This is a genomic window from Mesorhizobium sp. M00.F.Ca.ET.216.01.1.1 (assembly GCF_004010325.2).
Classification (GTDB): Bacteria; Pseudomonadota; Alphaproteobacteria; order Rhizobiales; family Rhizobiaceae; genus Mesorhizobium.
Map to the genome: position 1 here is coordinate 18,204 of NZ_SADR02000032.1, position 15,312 is coordinate 33,515.

Sequence of the window (15,312 nt, forward strand, 5' to 3'; positions counted from 1 at the left end):
GGCCAGTGTGAGGGCGGCATTGCTGCGAACCTCGCGATGCAGTTTTGAGGCCGCTTCGGCTTGTTCCGGCCTTATTTGACAATCAGTATCCCTCTTGCCTTCAAGGCGCCCGCCCGCTTCGCGATCCGAAAGGCGGCGCCATTTCCGTCCGGTTGTGGCAGCATCGCCGCGCTGACCTGTCGGAGCCTTTGCTGTCCCCGGCCACACTGTTGAGACCGGCGCAGCCCTCGAAGGCGATAGCGGCCGCTCGCATGAAGTCGCAAAGAGAGACGTGACCCGTCTCCTGACGGAAAGCGCAGGCTTTTCGTTGGGAAACTCGTAGGCGCTTGAAAAAAGGGCAGGCCCGCGACCAGGGTTCGCCGAAACCAAAGCAAGATGCGAGGTTAAATGCGATGCATTCTGTCCCGAATGGAATTCCGGTATCGATCGTCATCCCGAATTACAACTACGCACGTTTCCTCAAACGTTGCATCGACAGCGCACTCGGCCAAGACTACGCTGATGTCGAAGTCATCGTCGTCGACGATGCATCGCAAGATGGTTCCGCGGCAATCATAAAATCGTACGGCGACAGGATCCTCGCATGCCTGCGGCGCGGCAATGGCGGCCATGCCGCCGCGTTCAACACCGGCTTTGCGGCAAGCTCGGGCAAGATCGTCCTCTTCCTTGACGCCGACGACTATCTCTATCCGGACGCCGTCTCCAGGATCGTCGACACATGGGACGCGGCAACAGCCCAGGTGCAGTCCAGGCTGCACATCGTCGACGAAGGGCAACGCATCAAGGACGTCTTTCCTCCGCCCGAACTGCCCTTCGACAGCGGCGACGTCATGCCGAAGCTGCTGCACAAGGGCCGCTACCAGACGACCGTTACGAGCGGGCTGGCGTTTGACCGCGCAACCCTGGAATCGATTATGCCGATTCCGGAGAAGGAGTTCCGCCAGGGCGCCGATGGCTATCTTGTAACGCTGGCGCCATTGTACGGGCACGTCCAGTCCATCGACGAATGCGTCGGCGCCTACCGTATCCACGGCGCCAACCATTCGGTCTTCGGCGAAAAGCTCGCCGAGCGGGCGCGTTGGCGGGTGAGCCACGATTTCCGCCGCATGGAGGCCCTCTCGGACCAGGCGTCGGAGGTCGGCATGGCGGTCGTGCCGTCGGAGGCTTTCCGCCATGATCCTGTCCACCTGGAAGAGCGGCTGGCGTCGCTCTGCGCCGACAGGCGCCGGCATCCGGTGGCTGATGATTCCAGGCTGGCGCTGGCGGCGGCGGGCGCCGTCGCCAGCTTCGAGATGACGGCGTCGCTGCGCCGGCGCGCCGTGCTTGCCGCCTGGTTCCTGTCGGTCGGCATGCTGCCGCGGCAGATGGCGATGGCGGTGCTGTCGTGGAAGCTGGAAGCATCGTCGAGACCAGCGTTCCTTGCGCGCATGTCCAAGACCATCCGCCACGCCATGGGATAGAACGATGCCTGATCTCAGCGTTTCAAGATCCGCTCTGGATCGCTGCGATTATCGCCTATGATAGGCGCCGGCCCGCGTCGATCTCGATCATTGAGGCGGCCAGATTGGAGAAGTCGATTTATGAGCATGCATAAGCCACCGATGGAGCGCTGCCCATCCCACCCTGGAGCGCTGCTTGACGACATCATCCCGGCAACCGGAAAGACCAAGGTGGAAATCGCCCAGCTGCTAGGCATCTCGCGCCAGCAGCTTTACGACGTCATCCGCGAAAAGAAGCCGGTGTCGCCGGCTGTGGCCGCCCGCCTTGGAAAGATGTTCGGCGATGGCGCCGCGGTCTGGCTGAGGATGCAGACCGGTTATGATGCCTGGCATGCGGAGCGCGAAATGGACGTCAGTGCCATCCCGATGCTGCACGCAGCTTGAAACGCATCAGGCTTGCCGGCCCTGCAGCGCCGCCCGCCGGGCCAGGTCTTCTCCCTCGGCGGCTCGCTCGACCAGGACATGCGCCTCCCGCGCGGCCTCGACAAACGCATCCCGGGCGACTTCCGCCGGAACATCGCCGGTCATGGCCCGGCGGCATGCGCGCAACGCCGAACCATGTTTCGCGCTGCCGGCGTCGCGCCAATGGCCTTTCAGCAACTCGACCGCCTGCTGCGCGTTGGAAATGTTGCGGATATCACCCGCGATGCCGACCGAAACCGCAACCGGCCTGGAAAACCATCCTTGGTTCATGGCGGAACCTTTGGTGTGTTGAACACCACTTAACGCATGTCGTGGCGCAAGGTTTCATTCGCGCCATCACCACAGCGTGAGGGCGGCGTTGCCGTTGATTTTCCGCCCTGCGGAGTCGTCACGCAATCGTCAAGGTATGTGAACGCACCATTAGCATATTCCGTTATAGTCTTGTGGGAAGAACGATACGCTGTTAGTCCTTGGCAAGGTCGGTTCAGTTGCGAAACGCAACGGCTGTCTTAGATGATGGTGCCGGACTAACGGCGCTTAGGAAATCCGGTGCTATTTGCCCCCATGGCGCCGGGATGAAGCCAAACCCATGGGGAAGATCGATGGTCTCGAAAAAACTGTTCGCCAACGCTGAAACTGCGACCGCATTCCTGACTGTGATGGGAAACGAGAAGCGTCTGCTGATCATGAACTATCTGGCCGACGGTGAACTGTCGGTCGGTGTGCTTGCGGAGAAGGTCGAGCTGAGCCAGTCGGCCCTGTCGCAGCACCTTGCCAAGCTGCGGGGCTTCGGCCTTGTCGACACCCGCCGCGACCGCCAGATGATCTACTATTCCTGCAAGTCCGCCGCCGCGCGCGAGCTCCTCAGCCTGCTCGACGGCTTGCTGCTGGAGGACTTGCTGGCGACCGGGCCAAGATGGCGGTCCGACCGCGACGTCGCCGAAGGGCAGCGCCGGCCGCAAGCGGCCTGAGGGCTGGCTTTCGCCGAGTCTTGATCACCGCGCGGCGAGGCGTTGCCGCACGGACCCAGCTGACAGAGCACCGGCCTTCTAAGCCGATGACAGCAGGCTCGCCAAGCTCGTACTGTCGAGCTGGGATTGGACGCTTCCTGACGACAATCGGAGTTGCCAAATAGCCGCAATACGACCCGGCCTACCTTACCTTGGCTCACTGCGCCCCGCGCAGCCTGACCACGACGCTGCGTACGGCAAGCACCAGCACCGTGATGATGATCAGGATCACCGACAGCGCGGCGATCGCCGGGTCGATGTTGTCGCGCAGGCCCATCCACATCAGTCTGGGCAACGTGATCGCGTTGACCGAGGTGATGAACAGGGTGACGCCGATCTCTTCCCAGGACAGCACGAACGACAGAAGTGCTGCGGTGACGATGCCGAATTTGATGTTGGGCATGATGATACGGGTGGCGCGCTCCCACACCGTGGCGCCGAGGCCGCGCGCGGCAAGATCGATGCGCCGGTCGAGCTGGCTGAGCGAGACCAGCATCAGCACCGTGGCGAAGGGCACCGTCATTACTGCGTGTGCCATGGCGACACCAAGCCAGGTGTCGTAGCCGAAGAACGAGCTGAAGCCCGAGATCGAGGTCAAAAGGAAGTAGAGCGTAATTGCCGAGACCACCGGCGGCACCACCATCGGCAACAGCACAAAGCCGACGAGAGCTGCGGTGAAGCGCGGCTGGAACATCCAGACGCCGAGGCTGAAGCACAGCGCCAGCACCGTGGAGAAGGCGCTGCTGACGGCGCCGATCCTGATGCTGAGCAGGATCGAGGAGATCCAGCGCGGATCCTCGACCAGCGCCCGGTAGTGGCGCAGCGACAGTTCGCCCGACGGCATCGCCAGCATTCGGCTCGGCGTCAGCGACACCGGAATGACGGCAAGCAGCGGCAACAGCAGGAACAGCGCAACGATGGCGGCGATGACCAGCGAGACGGGACCGGGGCGGTAGGTCGGCATCAGACCAACTGCCTCGGCCTGACATAGCGGAACAGCAGCGCCATCAGTGCGCCGACGAATAGCACCAGCACGACGCTGATCGCGGCGCCCAGCCCCCAGTCCGGGCTCTGGAAGATCCTGAGATAGATCAGCTCGGCGACCATCACGCTGCGGCCGCCGCCGAGGATCGCCGGCGTGACGAAGAAGCCCAGCGAAAATACGAAGACGATGGTCGCCGAGCCGATAATGCCGGAGCGCGTCATCGGCACGAACACCGACCAGAAGGTGCGCATGCGGCTGGAGCCGAGCCCTCGTGCCGCCAAGAGCACGCGGTCATCGAGGCTGCGCATCGCCGACGCCAGCGGAAACACGGCGAAGGGAATGAGGAAATGCGTCATGCCGACGATGACGCCGAACTCGTTGCGCACCAGCGCCAGCGGCTCGGAAATGAAGCCTATTCCCTGCAGCCAGGTGTTGATCAGGCCGCGATTGGACAAAAGCGCCACCCAGCCGAAGGCGCGCGTCAGCACCGAGATCCAGAACGGCACCAGGATGCAGAATTCGGCTACAACGCGCTGCACCGGACTGCCGCGCACCCAGACAACGGTGATGGCATAGGCAGCCGCGACCGAAACGATGGTGACGATTGCCGCGATGCGCAGCGTACGGATGAACACCGACTGCACAAGAGCGTCGGTCAGCAGCGCGTCATACTGCCCAACTCCCGGCGTGGGCAGCGTAAAACTCCATTTGACGACACCCAGGAACGGCCAGGCGTAGGCCAGCACAAGGAAGAGGAGCAGCGGCGCCATCAGCAGCGCCGCGCCCGTCCTGTCGGAAAGGTATGCTTTCATCTCGGCCGGTTGTCTCGCCCCGGCTCAGGCGGAGATGATCTTGGTGTACTCGTCGAGCGCCGCCCCGTAATTCTTGGCGTACCAATCCATGTCGAGCGGAATCTGCTTTTTCATGTTCTCCGGATCGACCGGGTTGATGCGCTTCTTGTCGGCAGGGATCAGCGCATCGGTAGCCGGGTTGGCTGGGCCCTGGCCGAGCTTGTCAAACATGACGAGCTGCTTTTGCGGGTCCTGGGCGCTGGCGATGAACTTCATCGCCGCGTCTTTACCGCCGGGATTGCCCTTGAGCACGGCGAGCGCGCCGGGCGAGATCAGGCCCTGGTCCCAGATGAACTTGATCTGGCCGCCGGAATCCTGCTCGATCAGCGAGGCCCGCGTCGACCAGACGATCGCCATCGAGGCTTCGCCGTTGAGCAGCACGCTCTGGCTTTCGGCGCCTCCGCCCCAATAGGCGACAACGTTTTCCTTGAAGGCGGCGATCTTGTCATGCGCGCGCTTGAGGTCGAGCGGGTAGAGCGAGGCCGGCGCGATGCCGTCGGCAAGCAGTGCCGCTTCCCAGCTCGACACGCCCCATTTGTAGAGCGAGCGCTTGCCCGGGAATTTCTTCACATCGAAGAAGTCGGCCATGCCGGCCGGCGCCTCGCTGCCGTATTTCGCGGAATCATAGGCGATGACGTAGGAGAAGAAGTAGGTCGAGGCGGCGTAGTCCCAGCCGAAGCCGGGCCGCATCTTCTTCTTGTCGACGACCGAATAGTCGATCGGCTCCAGCATGCCCTGCGCGCCGAGCGTGATCGCCGAGAACGGATCGACGTCGACCAGGTCCCAGGTCGGCGCGCCGCTCTTGAACTGCGCCGCGATCGCCCCTTCGGTAGGACCCGAGCCGTCCATCTTTACAGTGATGCCGGTCTCCTTGGTGAAGGCTTGGCCATAGGCCGCATCATAGGCGGTGATGGCGTCGCCGCCCCAGTTCACCAGCACCAGTTCTTTCGCCGCGGCAAAGGCACCGGACGAGCGCAGCAGCATCGGCGTGCCGGCCAGCACCAGTGCCGCCAGCTGCGTGAACTGCCGGCGCGAGATCTCGCCGCGCACCGCCCTTGCGGACAGGCTCTCGATGGAATGTTTCTTGGTCTTGCTTGTCATGTCAGTTCCCCTTTTTGTCGTTGATCGTTCCGGTAGTCGGTGCGAATCCTGGATTCGTCACCTTGGTCGTCATCCTCCGTCCGGAAGGAGGAAACCCTTTTCCGCCGGCCAGGTCAGCCAGACGGAGTTGCCCTTGCTGAGTGCCGCGGCAGCGACCTCGTTCGGCACCGAGACCGTCACCCTGGCGCCTTGCCGCGTCGTCAGGTCGAGCCGCGTCGCAGCACCGAGATAGGTCGAGGCGATCGCGGTGGCGGCGATGCCGTTCTCGCCCGCTGCCGCTTCGCGCGCGATCGACATGTACTCGGGCCGGATCGCCAGGATGGCGTTGCTGCCGACGGTATCGGCATTGCCGCGCAGGCTGACGGCACGGTCCTCGCAAAGGCCGATGGCGCCATTGTCGGCGTTGCGCACGCCCTTCAGCGGCAGCATGTTGATCTCGCCCAGGAACTCGGCGACGAAACGGTTGGCCGGCCGGTCATAGACCTCGTCCGGCGCGCCGACCTGCAGCAATCTGCCATGGTCGAAGATGGCGACGCGCGACGACAGCGCCAGCGCCTCGCTCTGGTCGTGGGTGACGAAGACAAAGGTGGTGCCGGTCTCCTGGTGCAGCCGCTTCATCTCGGCCTGCATCTGGCCGCGCAGCCCCTTGTCGAGCGCCGAGAATGGCTCGTCGAGCAAAAGCACGCCCGGCTCGAACACCAGCGCGCGGGCCAGCGCCACGCGCTGCTGCTGGCCGCCGGAAAGCTGCGCCGGCAATTTCTTCTCGTGGCCCTGCAACCCGACGCGCTCGATCATCTCGCCGACCCGGCGCTTGATCTCGGCCGCCGATTTCTTGCGCACCTTGAGCGGGAAGGCGATGTTGGCCTCGACGCTCATATGCGGGAACAGCGCATAGCCCTGGAAGACCATGCCGGCGGCGCGCTGCTCGGCCGGCCGGTCGGTGATGTCGACGCCGTCGCTGTAGAGCCGTCCGTCGGTGGGCTGTACGAAGCCGGCAAGAATCATCAGGAAGGTGGTCTTGCCGGAACCGGACGGCCCGAGCAGGGTCAGGAATTCGCCGCGGCCGATATCGAGCGTCAGGTTGTCCAGCGCACGGAACGAGCCGAAGCTCTTGCCGATCCCGATTGCCTTGATCTCTGCGGCCCGGCCGGGTTGCTGCATCCTGCCTTTTTCCTCAGTCCTGGGGGAAATCGTAGGCACGGCGCCGGCTCACCGCAACCGAATAGTTTTCGCCTGATCGGCAAATTTGATTCATCTATCACATCCCTCGGCGTTCCTTCGCGCCCCCTCTGTCCTGCCGGACATCTGCCCCTCAAGGGCGGAGCTTGGCGGGTTCGACGTCTCGCCCGTTTCCTGACATTGGAGATTGGCGAAAGCCGACGTGCTATCCGATCTCCCCCTCGAGGGGGAGATGGCCGGCAGGCCAGAGGGGGGCGCTGTCCCGCCAGCCTTCCCTCAATAAGGCCTGACCGGGTTCTCCGAAAGCTTCGACCTCAGCCATCCGCCGAACGCCTCCAGCACCGGATGCGCTGCCTTGGCATGCTCGGAAACCAGGAAATACGAACGTGGCGATTTGATCGCGATGTCGAACGGACGCACCAGCCGGCCCTCGCTCAGCGCCCGCCGGCTGGTCAATTCATCGCCCATGGCAATGCCCTGCCCGGCGATCGCGGCCGAAAAGACCAGGTTCATGTCGGAAAAGAAGATGCCGCCCTCGGTGTCGGGGTTCTCGACCTTCGACAGCGCCAGCCAGCGCGCCCAGTCCTCGGTGTCGCCAAGATGCAGCAGATTGGCGCGCAGCACGTCGGCCGGCCTGGAAAAGCCGCCGACCTTGTTGAGCAGCGTCGGGCTGCACAGCGGCGTGAAAGAGATCTCGCACAGCAGCTCGACCGCGCGGTTCGGCCAGTTGCCGACGCCGAAGGCGATGAAGGCGTCGGCCTCCGCATTGCTGACATCGTCGAGGCGCCGCGGCGTCAGGATGCGCAGCGCCACATCGGGATACATCTGCCGGAACTCGCCGATATGGGTGCACAGGAACAGCGAGGCGAAGCCCGGCGTACAACTGACACTAAACGAACCGCCGACGCCGGTGCCGGCATGACGGCTCACCGCGTCGCCCAGCACCGTCAGCGCCTTGCGCACGTCGGCGGCATAGCGCTGGCCGCGCGGCGTCAGCGCCACGCCCTTGCCGATGCGTTCCAGCAGGTCGAAGCCGAGGTCGCGCTCGAGCAGGCGAAGCTGGTGGCTGACCGCGCTGCGGGTCAAATGCAGTTCGTCGGCGGCACGCCACACGCTGCCGTGGCGGGCGAAGCTGTCGAGGGCGCGCAGTGCTTGAGTGGAGGGTATTCGCAAGAGGCCTCAGGTGAACCGAATTTGCATGAGCCGGGAAAACATATCACTTTTTGGCAGAGCGCTTCACTGCTTTCTTCTGGTCATGGAGGAACCGGTGACGACCTCGGCCCAAGCAACCGCGCTTGCCTGTCTCGACGACATCCGGCCCTCGCTGTCGGCGTGGACGCGGACTATCTTCGATTTCGGCGAAACCGCCTGGCGCGAATACCAGTCGGCCGCCTGGTATGTCGAACTGCTGAAGCACGAGGGCTTTTCCGTCGAGGAAGGTTCCGGCGGCATGCCTACCGCCTTTTGCGCCCACTGGACCAACGGCGCCGGCCCGACCATCGGCATGTATGCCGAGTATGACGCGGTGCCCGGCAACTGCCAGGACGCGGCGACGGTGAAGCGTCCGCGCCCGGGCCTTGGCGGCGAGGCCGGCGGCCACACCGATCCGCATTCCGGCCTCGGCATTGCCAGCCTTGGCGGCCTGCTGGCGACCAAGGCGGCGATGCAGCGCCATGGCATATCGGGCACGCTGCGCTTCACCGGCGAGCCGGCGGAGAAGGTGCGGGGGTCGAAGCCGATCCACGCCGCCAGGGGCTATTATGACGGCCTCGCCGGCATGATCTCCTTCCATCCTTTCTACATGCTGCCGCTCTGCAACACGGCGCGCTGGGACACGCATTGCGGCGCTGCCTACGCGATGATCTACCGCTTCATCTGCGACGAGCCCGAAAACTGGGCGAAGGCGGCCGGCGATGGTGTGCCCATCCCCCAGGCGCATTCGGCGGTTCGCGCGCCCGGCGCCAACGACGCGCTTGTCATGATGTACATGGCCTCCAAGGCGCTGCGCGATTCCATGTTGCCGCATCAGGGCGGCTGGTCGATCAGCGAGGCGATCCTGACGGCAGGGCAGGCGACCGCCGACAATCTGCCGGCGGCGATGGCCGAGATCCAGTACATGATCCGTGTGCCGACGCTTGATATGGCTGAGCAGGTGACCGCCGTGCTCGACCGCAATGCCGAAGCCGCGGCAAAGATGAGCGGCTGCCGCCATGAGCGGCACTGGGTATCTAAGTCGCGGCCGGGGCTGGCCAATCATGCGATGGCAGCGATTGTCTATGACGCACTGTCGACGATCGGGCCGCCGCGCTGGGACGAGACGGCCAAGGCGATCGCGCGCGAGATCCAGGTCAATGCCGGCGGCACGGCGACCGAAGAGCCGTTCATCGCCGAACTGGAGCGGCTGATCGCGCCACGGGAGGCGGAGGCGATGCTGCGCCGCGAGCTGCCGCCCTCGCAGCTCAACTCGACCTCCGACGATTACACCGATATGTCGTGGCACGCGCCGACGGCGCGGTTCTACGTCGCCCGGCCGGCTTTGCGTTCGCAGAGCGGTCATGCCTGGCCTTCCTGGGCGATGAATGCGCTGGGCGGCATTCCTGCAACCATCGATCCGATGGTCATCTGTGCGTCGAAGACGATCGCGCTTGCAGCACTTCGCCTGTTGGAAGACAAGGCCACTCGCGATGCCGCAATGGACGAATTCATCTCTCGAACCGGCGGCGGCATCGGCGGCGCGAACTGGATTGCGCCGCTCTGCGACTACGAACCGCCGATTGGATTTCGCTGGCCGGAATATGTCACCACCCCGCGCGGACGGGATTGGTGGATACCGAGCAATCCCCAAGCCGCATGATCAACCAAGCCGCCCTATCACGAGGAGAACCCCATGAGCGTTCATGACCGCATCGTCACTGAGCCGTTTTCGCTGCAGCGCCGCAACCCGGCCGGCGGCACCAAGCCGCTGACCGCCTGGGGCTTTGCCAACGAGACCGATGTGCTGACCGACGTGCTGCTCGGCTCGTCCAATTTCCTGCGTCATCTCTCGACCAGCTCGCTATCGCGCAAACATCTGCGCGAGGCGCCCTGCAACGTCCAGATCGCACAGGCGCAGCACAAGGACCTGGTCGCTGCCTACGAGCATTTCGGTGTCAACATCCACTGGCACCAGCCGACGCCGGAACTGCCGATGCAGGTCTACTCCCGCGATTCCAGCGTCATGACGCCTTATGGCGCCATCATCACCGCCATGGCCAACTGGTGGCGGCGTGGCGAGAACTACGCGGCGATCCGCACCTATGAGAAGCTCGGCATCCCGATCTACGACATGGTCACCGCAGGCACCTTCGAGGGCGGCGACTTCAATGTCATCGAGGACGGTGTGGTGCTGATCGGCTGCGGCGGCGCCCGCACGCAGGAGGAGGGCGCCCGCCAAGTGCAGGCCTGGTTCGACAAGGAAGGCTGGGAGACCCGCATCGCCTTCATCGATGAATATTATGTCCATATCGACCTGATGGTGGTGCCGATCGCCGAGAAGCTGACCGCTGTCTGCCTCGCCTGCACCGAGCCGGGCATCGTCGACTGGTTGAAGGGCAAGGGCCACGAGATCATCGACGTGCCGTTCCAGGACACGATGGCGCTCGGCTGCAACTTCATGTCGCTCGGCAACGACAGGGTGATCGCGCCGACCTCGAGCCAGACGCTGATCGGCCAGCTCAAGGCGCGCGGTTTCGAGGTCGCAGCCGTCGACATGAGCGAGATCTCCAAGACCGGTGGCGGCATCCACTGCATGGCGCAGGCGCTGAAGCGCCAGCCGGCCTGAGGGAGCGGGCGGCGGGCCGGATTGCGGAGGAACTAGCTTCGCGCGGTCAGCAGGTTTGCATCGCGCGCGAGCCGCCATTGGCCGTCTGCCTGCTTGCGCAGGATCGTTAGCGAATACCCCGAACGGCGAACCGGCTCGCCGTTTGGCGGGGTCGCGGTCATGTCGATGTGGCTACGCATGAAGGCCCAGTCGCCGAGAAGCTGGAGTTCGACGATGTCGCTCGTGCCTTCGATCCGAACGCCGGCCATGCCTTCCGCGGCAGCCGCGAAGGCCTTCTTGCCGAACGGTTCCTGGCCGGGAACCATGAACACCACATCGTCTGTCATCAAGCTGAGGACGGTTGCGGTGTCGCCACGCATGCTCGCCCTCATCCAGGTCTCGACCAGCCACCGGATTGCTCTTTCGTCGTCCGTCATCTCTTGCCTCCGTTGGCCCCGTGGCGCCGGTAGGTTGCTGCTTGCGCTAACATGGACAGGTGCCAGTTTGTTCCGGCATGCCGGAAAGCGCATGAGCCAGTCACCCTTTCGGGATGCCGAGGCGTCTCCGCCTGAAAGCCGCGATATATTAGTAAGTTGTGGAACTTTCTCCGTCGACGAAAATTGAAGCTGTGGTCGTCCTTACTCCAACGACCAGGAAGCCGTTCGCGTCGGCTTCGGATTTTTTGCCCCGCCGCTAACGGCGGGGTTTTTTCGGAGCTGGTGCCGCAATTTCGATTTTTGGCCCTGCCGGCGAAAACTTTGTATTTCAGGCGGAACTTTCCAGCCGGTGATCCATTTCCGCTTCGATCCTCCCCCGCGGATCCCTTGGACAAGCTCCTCCTCATGTCCGGGAAGACCCCGCCGGCTCGGCCGGCGTGGTTTTCTGCGCCGGCGAACTTGTTTGGTAAAAAACGTACAAACGTTTTCGAATGACACCACGAGGCCAGCGGATTTATGGAATCAGCTTGCGATCTGCGCACCAGGCACGCCCACCTCCATCCATCGCATGGTGTTCACGCTTGATCGTCCGCCGCGCCGCGGTGCGGCGGTTTTTTCGGTGCGGCGGGGAGAGCGCCATGCGGGAATTGCCTAAAAACGTCGATGCGGACGTCGTCATCGCAATCGACAGATTGCTTGATGAACGGGCGAGGTCTGCCCCGGTGCCGGTGCACGAACTTGCCGGTACGTTACGGCAGAAGATCGAGACCAGCCTTTCGGATTTGTCCATCGAGGAACTGATCGTGGAGATGGCTGCGACGCGCGGTCTGCCCATGCTGTTCGATCTGCCCACGACAGATACAGACAACGTCGTGCCGTTTCCACCGCAGCCACGCAAGGTCTGAACCTGCCGGCGAATGGATGGAGCCGCTTCAGGCCCGCGGCGACATCCGCACCGGCATGATCGGCGGCCCGGCGGCTAAGGGTGTGACACAGAAGTCAGCCACCGAGCCTCACCGGCTGAGGTCGCCGGCTGACAAGAGCATGCGCTCAAGCTAATGTAAGCGCAATATACCGTGGGTGGCATGACTATACGCCAACACGCGCCACAGTTTCGGGCGGCGCCAAACTTGCGTTACATCTAATATAAGTGCAAAGTTCGAAGCGAGGGGGAGAACGGCTCATAACCAAATTGGGAGGAAACCATGAACAGCATGAGCCTCACCACGCTTGAACTCGGTACAATCACCGTCGACGGCGCAGCCATAGAGGCGCTTTCGGCACAATTGCGCGGCACGGTCCTGACGGAAGGCGACGCAGCCTACGACGAGGCACGCAGCATCTGGAACGCTATGATCGACCGGCGGCCTGGACTGATCGTGCGCTGCACCGGCGCCTCGGATGTCATCGATGCCGTGAACTTCGCCAGGGAAAACAGGCTGCTCGTCGCGGTGCGCGGCGGCGGCCACAACATCGCGGGCAGTGCCGTCTGCGATGGCGGCCTGGTGATCGATCTGTCGCCAATGAAATCAGTGCGGGTCGATGCGGCTGTGCAGCGGGCATGGGTCGAGCCCGGCGCCACGCTTGCCGATGTCGACAAGGAAACGCAGGCTTTCGGGCTGGTCGTGCCGACAGGCATCAACTCGACCACCGGCATAGCAGGCCTGACACTGGGCGGCGGCTTCGGCTGGATCACCCGCAAATTCGGCCTGACCCTCGACAATCTTCTCTCGGCCGACGTGGTCACCGCCGACGGTAAGCTGCTGCGTGCCAGCCTGACCGAAAATCCGGATCTGTTCTGGGGTTTGCGCGGCGGCGGCGGCAATTTCGGCGTCGTCACGGCGTTCGAGTTCCAGCTCCACCAATTCGGCCCGCAGGTTCTGTCGGGGCTCGTCGTCCATCCGTTCGCCGATGCCGAGAATGTGCTGCGGGAGTACCGGGCAGCACTCGAGGAGGCGCCCGACGAACTGACCTGCTGGGTGGTCATGCGGCAGGCGCCGCCATTGCCGTTCCTTCCGGCCGAATGGCATGGCAAGGAAGTGCTGGTTCTGGCCATGTGCTACTGCGGCGACCTCCAGGAGGGCGAGAAGGCGACACAGAGGCTTCGCGCCATCGGCACGCCGATTGCAGACGTGGTCGGTCCCAACCCGTTCACCGGCTGGCAGCAGGGATTCGATCCGTTGCTGACGCCCGGCGCCCGCAACTACTGGAAGAGCCATGACTTTACCGAGCTTTCCGACAGCGCGGTCGCAGTGGTGACGGAAGCGATATCCAGGCTTCCCGGCCCCGAATGCGAGATATTCATCGGCCACGTCGGCGGCGTGGCGGGCCATGTGGCGGCGGACGCGACGGCGTTTCCGCAGCGCAGTTCGCACTACGTCATGAATGTCCACGCTCGCTGGCGCGAACCGGCAATAGACCAGGCCTGCATCGACTGGGCGCGCGGCCTCTATGAAGCGGCCAGACCCTATGCCGCCGGCACGGCTTACGTGAACTTCATGCCGGAGGACGAGGTCGACCGCGTCGAGGCGGCCTATGGCGGCAACTACCAGCGGCTTCTGGAAATCAAGCTGCGTTACGACCCGCTGAACCTGTTCCGCATGAACCAGAATTTGCGGCTGGTGGAAACGCAGCGGGCCGCTTGAGGCACGCTTCCGATGGCGGGCCCCACTGACCCGCCATCGGAGTTCAGCATTTGGCAGCGATATCTCCCGGATGTCGCTGTCGGATCGGGTACCCGTATACCCGATCGGCCCGCGTCCTCGGTCAGAGGCGCGGGCTAATCGGCTTGCTACCGCTGGTCGACCTCAGAGCAACGAAAACCTCTCCACCGGTCAGCGCGTTTCGACGCGGAGCGCCGACAGGAACAGCAGCAGCAGCGCCAGTGCATTGAGGCACGTGGCGACGGCATGCGAATATTCCCATTGACGCCGCAGCATTTCCCAGTTTTCGGGCAGCACGGTCCAGTTGCGGGTCGCCTGGTTTGCCGGGAAGGTCCGGGTCCAGAAGGCAAGCTGCGTGGCGCCGATGCAGATGAAAGCGAGGACGACGAGGCCGAAAGCTCCACCGGATCGATAAAGCAGCACGGCCAGGGCGGCCGTCGACAGCAGCGCCCCCAGCACCACAATGCCGAACAGGCTCCAGCCGTCATAGGCGCGTTGCGCGGCCAGATAGCTCGAACCGTCGAGCTTCAACTTGTTGAACATCGAAAAGAAATGCGCCCCGGCCGGAACGAACGCCAGCGCCGCAAAGATGAAACTGATCACTCGCAAACCATAGATGGCCATATCCAGTCTCCTGCGGGGAGAGAGCTAGGGCGAACGGCCAGGGGTGGGAAGAAGAGCCGGGGCAGGGAACTTCCCGCTCGTCACCGTCGTTATGCCGTATCGAACAGGAGATGCGTCATGGGCAACGACAAGGTCCCTGAGGACAACATCCCAAGAGACGATCAGACCCTCGATCCGGACAATGTGCTGGATGTCGAAGCGTTCGCCCTTCGAACCGGCATCACCGGCGACCAGGCGCGGGCGCTGATCGATCGCATCGGCAACGACCGCCTGGCCCTGGAGCAGGCGGCAAGGGAGCTGAAGAAATCATGACCGCCAGGAAGACGACCGCCAGGAAGCAGAAGACCGAGAACGAGGACAAGAAAGCCATGCATCTGGCCGAGACGACCGATATCTCGCCGAAGCAGGCGAAGGACCTGATGCGTGAGCACGGCAAGGACAGCGCCGAGGTGGAGAAGGAAGCCAGGAATTTCAAGGCAGAAGGCTAGACCGGGCTTGGCGCTCCTCGTTCGAGCATGATCTTTCCCGAAAACCGGTTTCCACTTTTTGCTTCGCTGACCTTCGGTTCGGGATCGTGCTCAGAAACCGAAGAACTGCCGGCCGATCAGATAGCAGAGCACCGCGATCACGAGGGGAAACAGGGCAGGCGCCAGCCTGCCGAGCTTGGACGGCTTCAGCTCTTTTGCCGGAGAGTTGCGGGTGGCGTTGCCGAGGTTCTTGGTCATCGTCCGCTGGCCGGTT

General features: G+C 63.6%; 18 protein-coding genes. 9 read left to right on the forward strand and 9 right to left on the reverse strand.

The genetic code is table 11. From position 1 onward, the window contains the following. Positions 1 to 392: 392 nt before the first annotated feature. Together EN859_RS30275 and EN859_RS30280 are read left to right on the forward strand one after the other, a co-directional pair. Positions 393 to 1,460: a glycosyltransferase gene (locus EN859_RS30275; RefSeq protein ID WP_127856592.1), complete on the forward strand. Its 1,068-nt coding sequence runs from the start codon at positions 393 to 395 to the stop codon at positions 1,458 to 1,460. A gap of 120 nt (positions 1,461 to 1,580) precedes the next feature. Continuing rightward, positions 1,581 to 1,883, forward strand: coding sequence for a HigA family addiction module antitoxin (locus EN859_RS30280; RefSeq protein WP_127856593.1), 303 nt, complete (start codon positions 1,581 to 1,583; stop codon positions 1,881 to 1,883). Positions 1,884 to 1,889: 6 nt separating this feature from the next. Here EN859_RS30280 and EN859_RS30285 read toward each other — a convergent pair whose 3' ends face one another. Then, a complete protein-coding gene (locus tag EN859_RS30285) occupies positions 1,890 to 2,192 on the reverse strand; it encodes a DUF982 domain-containing protein (protein WP_127856594.1) in 303 nt (100 codons plus the stop codon). A 332-nt stretch (positions 2,193 to 2,524) separates the two neighbouring features. Between EN859_RS30285 and EN859_RS30290 the strand changes: the two genes are divergently transcribed. Continuing rightward, entirely contained in the window at positions 2,525 to 2,893 is a 369-nt protein-coding gene (locus EN859_RS30290) for a metalloregulator ArsR/SmtB family transcription factor (protein WP_127856595.1), read from the forward strand. A gap of 196 nt (positions 2,894 to 3,089) precedes the next feature. On the opposite strand, the gene EN859_RS30295 is transcribed toward EN859_RS30290, so the two are convergent. The 5 genes from EN859_RS30295 to EN859_RS30320 form a co-directional block, all read right to left on the reverse strand. Next, entirely contained in the window at positions 3,090 to 3,896 is an 807-nt protein-coding gene (locus EN859_RS30295; protein WP_127856596.1) for an ABC transporter permease, read from the reverse strand. Next, positions 3,896 to 4,729, reverse strand: coding sequence for an ABC transporter permease (locus tag EN859_RS30300; RefSeq protein WP_127856597.1), 834 nt, complete (start codon positions 4,727 to 4,729; stop codon positions 3,896 to 3,898). The genes EN859_RS30295 and EN859_RS30300 overlap by 1 nt, the downstream gene beginning before the upstream one ends. Positions 4,730 to 4,753: 24 nt before the next feature. Beyond that, positions 4,754 to 5,869, reverse strand: a complete 1,116-nt coding sequence (locus EN859_RS30305) for an ABC transporter substrate-binding protein (RefSeq protein WP_127856598.1) — start codon at positions 5,867 to 5,869, stop codon at positions 4,754 to 4,756. A 69-nt stretch (positions 5,870 to 5,938) separates the two neighbouring features. Beyond that, positions 5,939 to 7,030: an ABC transporter ATP-binding protein gene (locus EN859_RS30310; protein ID WP_127856599.1), complete on the reverse strand. Its 1,092-nt coding sequence runs from the start codon at positions 7,028 to 7,030 to the stop codon at positions 5,939 to 5,941. 294 nt (positions 7,031 to 7,324) lie between these two features. Further along, positions 7,325 to 8,221, reverse strand: coding sequence for a LysR substrate-binding domain-containing protein (locus tag EN859_RS30320; protein WP_127856600.1), 897 nt, complete (start codon positions 8,219 to 8,221; stop codon positions 7,325 to 7,327). Between the two features lie 82 nt (positions 8,222 to 8,303). On the opposite strand from EN859_RS30320, the gene EN859_RS30325 reads away from it, so the two are divergent. Both EN859_RS30325 and EN859_RS30330 read left to right on the forward strand, forming a co-directional pair. Further along, positions 8,304 to 9,902: an amidohydrolase gene (locus EN859_RS30325; protein ID WP_189502345.1), complete on the forward strand. Its 1,599-nt coding sequence runs from the start codon at positions 8,304 to 8,306 to the stop codon at positions 9,900 to 9,902. A gap of 33 nt (positions 9,903 to 9,935) precedes the next feature. Further along, the gene (locus tag EN859_RS30330) at positions 9,936 to 10,868 is read left to right on the forward strand and encodes a dimethylarginine dimethylaminohydrolase family protein (protein WP_127856602.1); all 933 of its coding nucleotides are present in this window, start codon (positions 9,936 to 9,938) and stop codon (positions 10,866 to 10,868) included. 32 nt (positions 10,869 to 10,900) lie between these two features. Here EN859_RS30330 and EN859_RS30335 read toward each other — a convergent pair whose 3' ends face one another. After that, a complete protein-coding gene (locus EN859_RS30335) occupies positions 10,901 to 11,284 on the reverse strand; it encodes an SgcJ/EcaC family oxidoreductase (protein ID WP_127856603.1) in 384 nt (127 codons plus the stop codon). Positions 11,285 to 11,865: 581 nt separating this feature from the next. Between EN859_RS30335 and EN859_RS30340 the strand changes: the two genes are divergently transcribed. Both EN859_RS30340 and EN859_RS30345 read left to right on the forward strand, forming a co-directional pair. Then, the gene (locus EN859_RS30340) at positions 11,866 to 12,189 is read left to right on the forward strand and encodes a hypothetical protein (RefSeq protein WP_245525782.1); all 324 of its coding nucleotides are present in this window, start codon (positions 11,866 to 11,868) and stop codon (positions 12,187 to 12,189) included. Between the two features lie 300 nt (positions 12,190 to 12,489). Further along, positions 12,490 to 13,929 carry an FAD-binding oxidoreductase gene (locus EN859_RS30345; RefSeq protein WP_127856604.1) on the forward strand — a complete coding sequence of 480 codons (1,440 nt, stop codon included), beginning with the start codon at positions 12,490 to 12,492 and terminating at the stop codon, positions 13,927 to 13,929. A gap of 189 nt (positions 13,930 to 14,118) precedes the next feature. Here EN859_RS30345 and EN859_RS30350 read toward each other — a convergent pair whose 3' ends face one another. Next, positions 14,119 to 14,571 (reverse strand): hypothetical protein, encoded by a 453-nt coding sequence (locus tag EN859_RS30350; RefSeq protein ID WP_127856605.1) that lies wholly within the window; start codon positions 14,569 to 14,571, stop codon positions 14,119 to 14,121. Between the two features lie 117 nt (positions 14,572 to 14,688). Here EN859_RS30350 and EN859_RS30355 point away from each other — a divergent pair, with 117 nt between their 5' ends. Together EN859_RS30355 and EN859_RS30360 are read left to right on the forward strand one after the other, a co-directional pair. Then, on the forward strand, positions 14,689 to 14,883 hold the full coding sequence (locus EN859_RS30355; RefSeq protein WP_189502332.1) for a DUF3606 domain-containing protein: 195 nt from the start codon (positions 14,689 to 14,691) through the stop codon (positions 14,881 to 14,883). Then, on the forward strand, positions 14,880 to 15,059 hold the full coding sequence (locus EN859_RS30360; protein WP_127856606.1) for a hypothetical protein: 180 nt from the start codon (positions 14,880 to 14,882) through the stop codon (positions 15,057 to 15,059). Before EN859_RS30355 ends, EN859_RS30360 begins: the two co-directional genes overlap by 4 nt. A gap of 90 nt (positions 15,060 to 15,149) precedes the next feature. On the opposite strand, the gene EN859_RS38365 is transcribed toward EN859_RS30360, so the two are convergent. Next, positions 15,150 to 15,296 carry a hypothetical protein gene (locus EN859_RS38365; RefSeq protein WP_189502334.1) on the reverse strand — a complete coding sequence of 49 codons (147 nt, stop codon included), beginning with the start codon at positions 15,294 to 15,296 and terminating at the stop codon, positions 15,150 to 15,152. Positions 15,297 to 15,312: the final 16 nt, after the last annotated feature.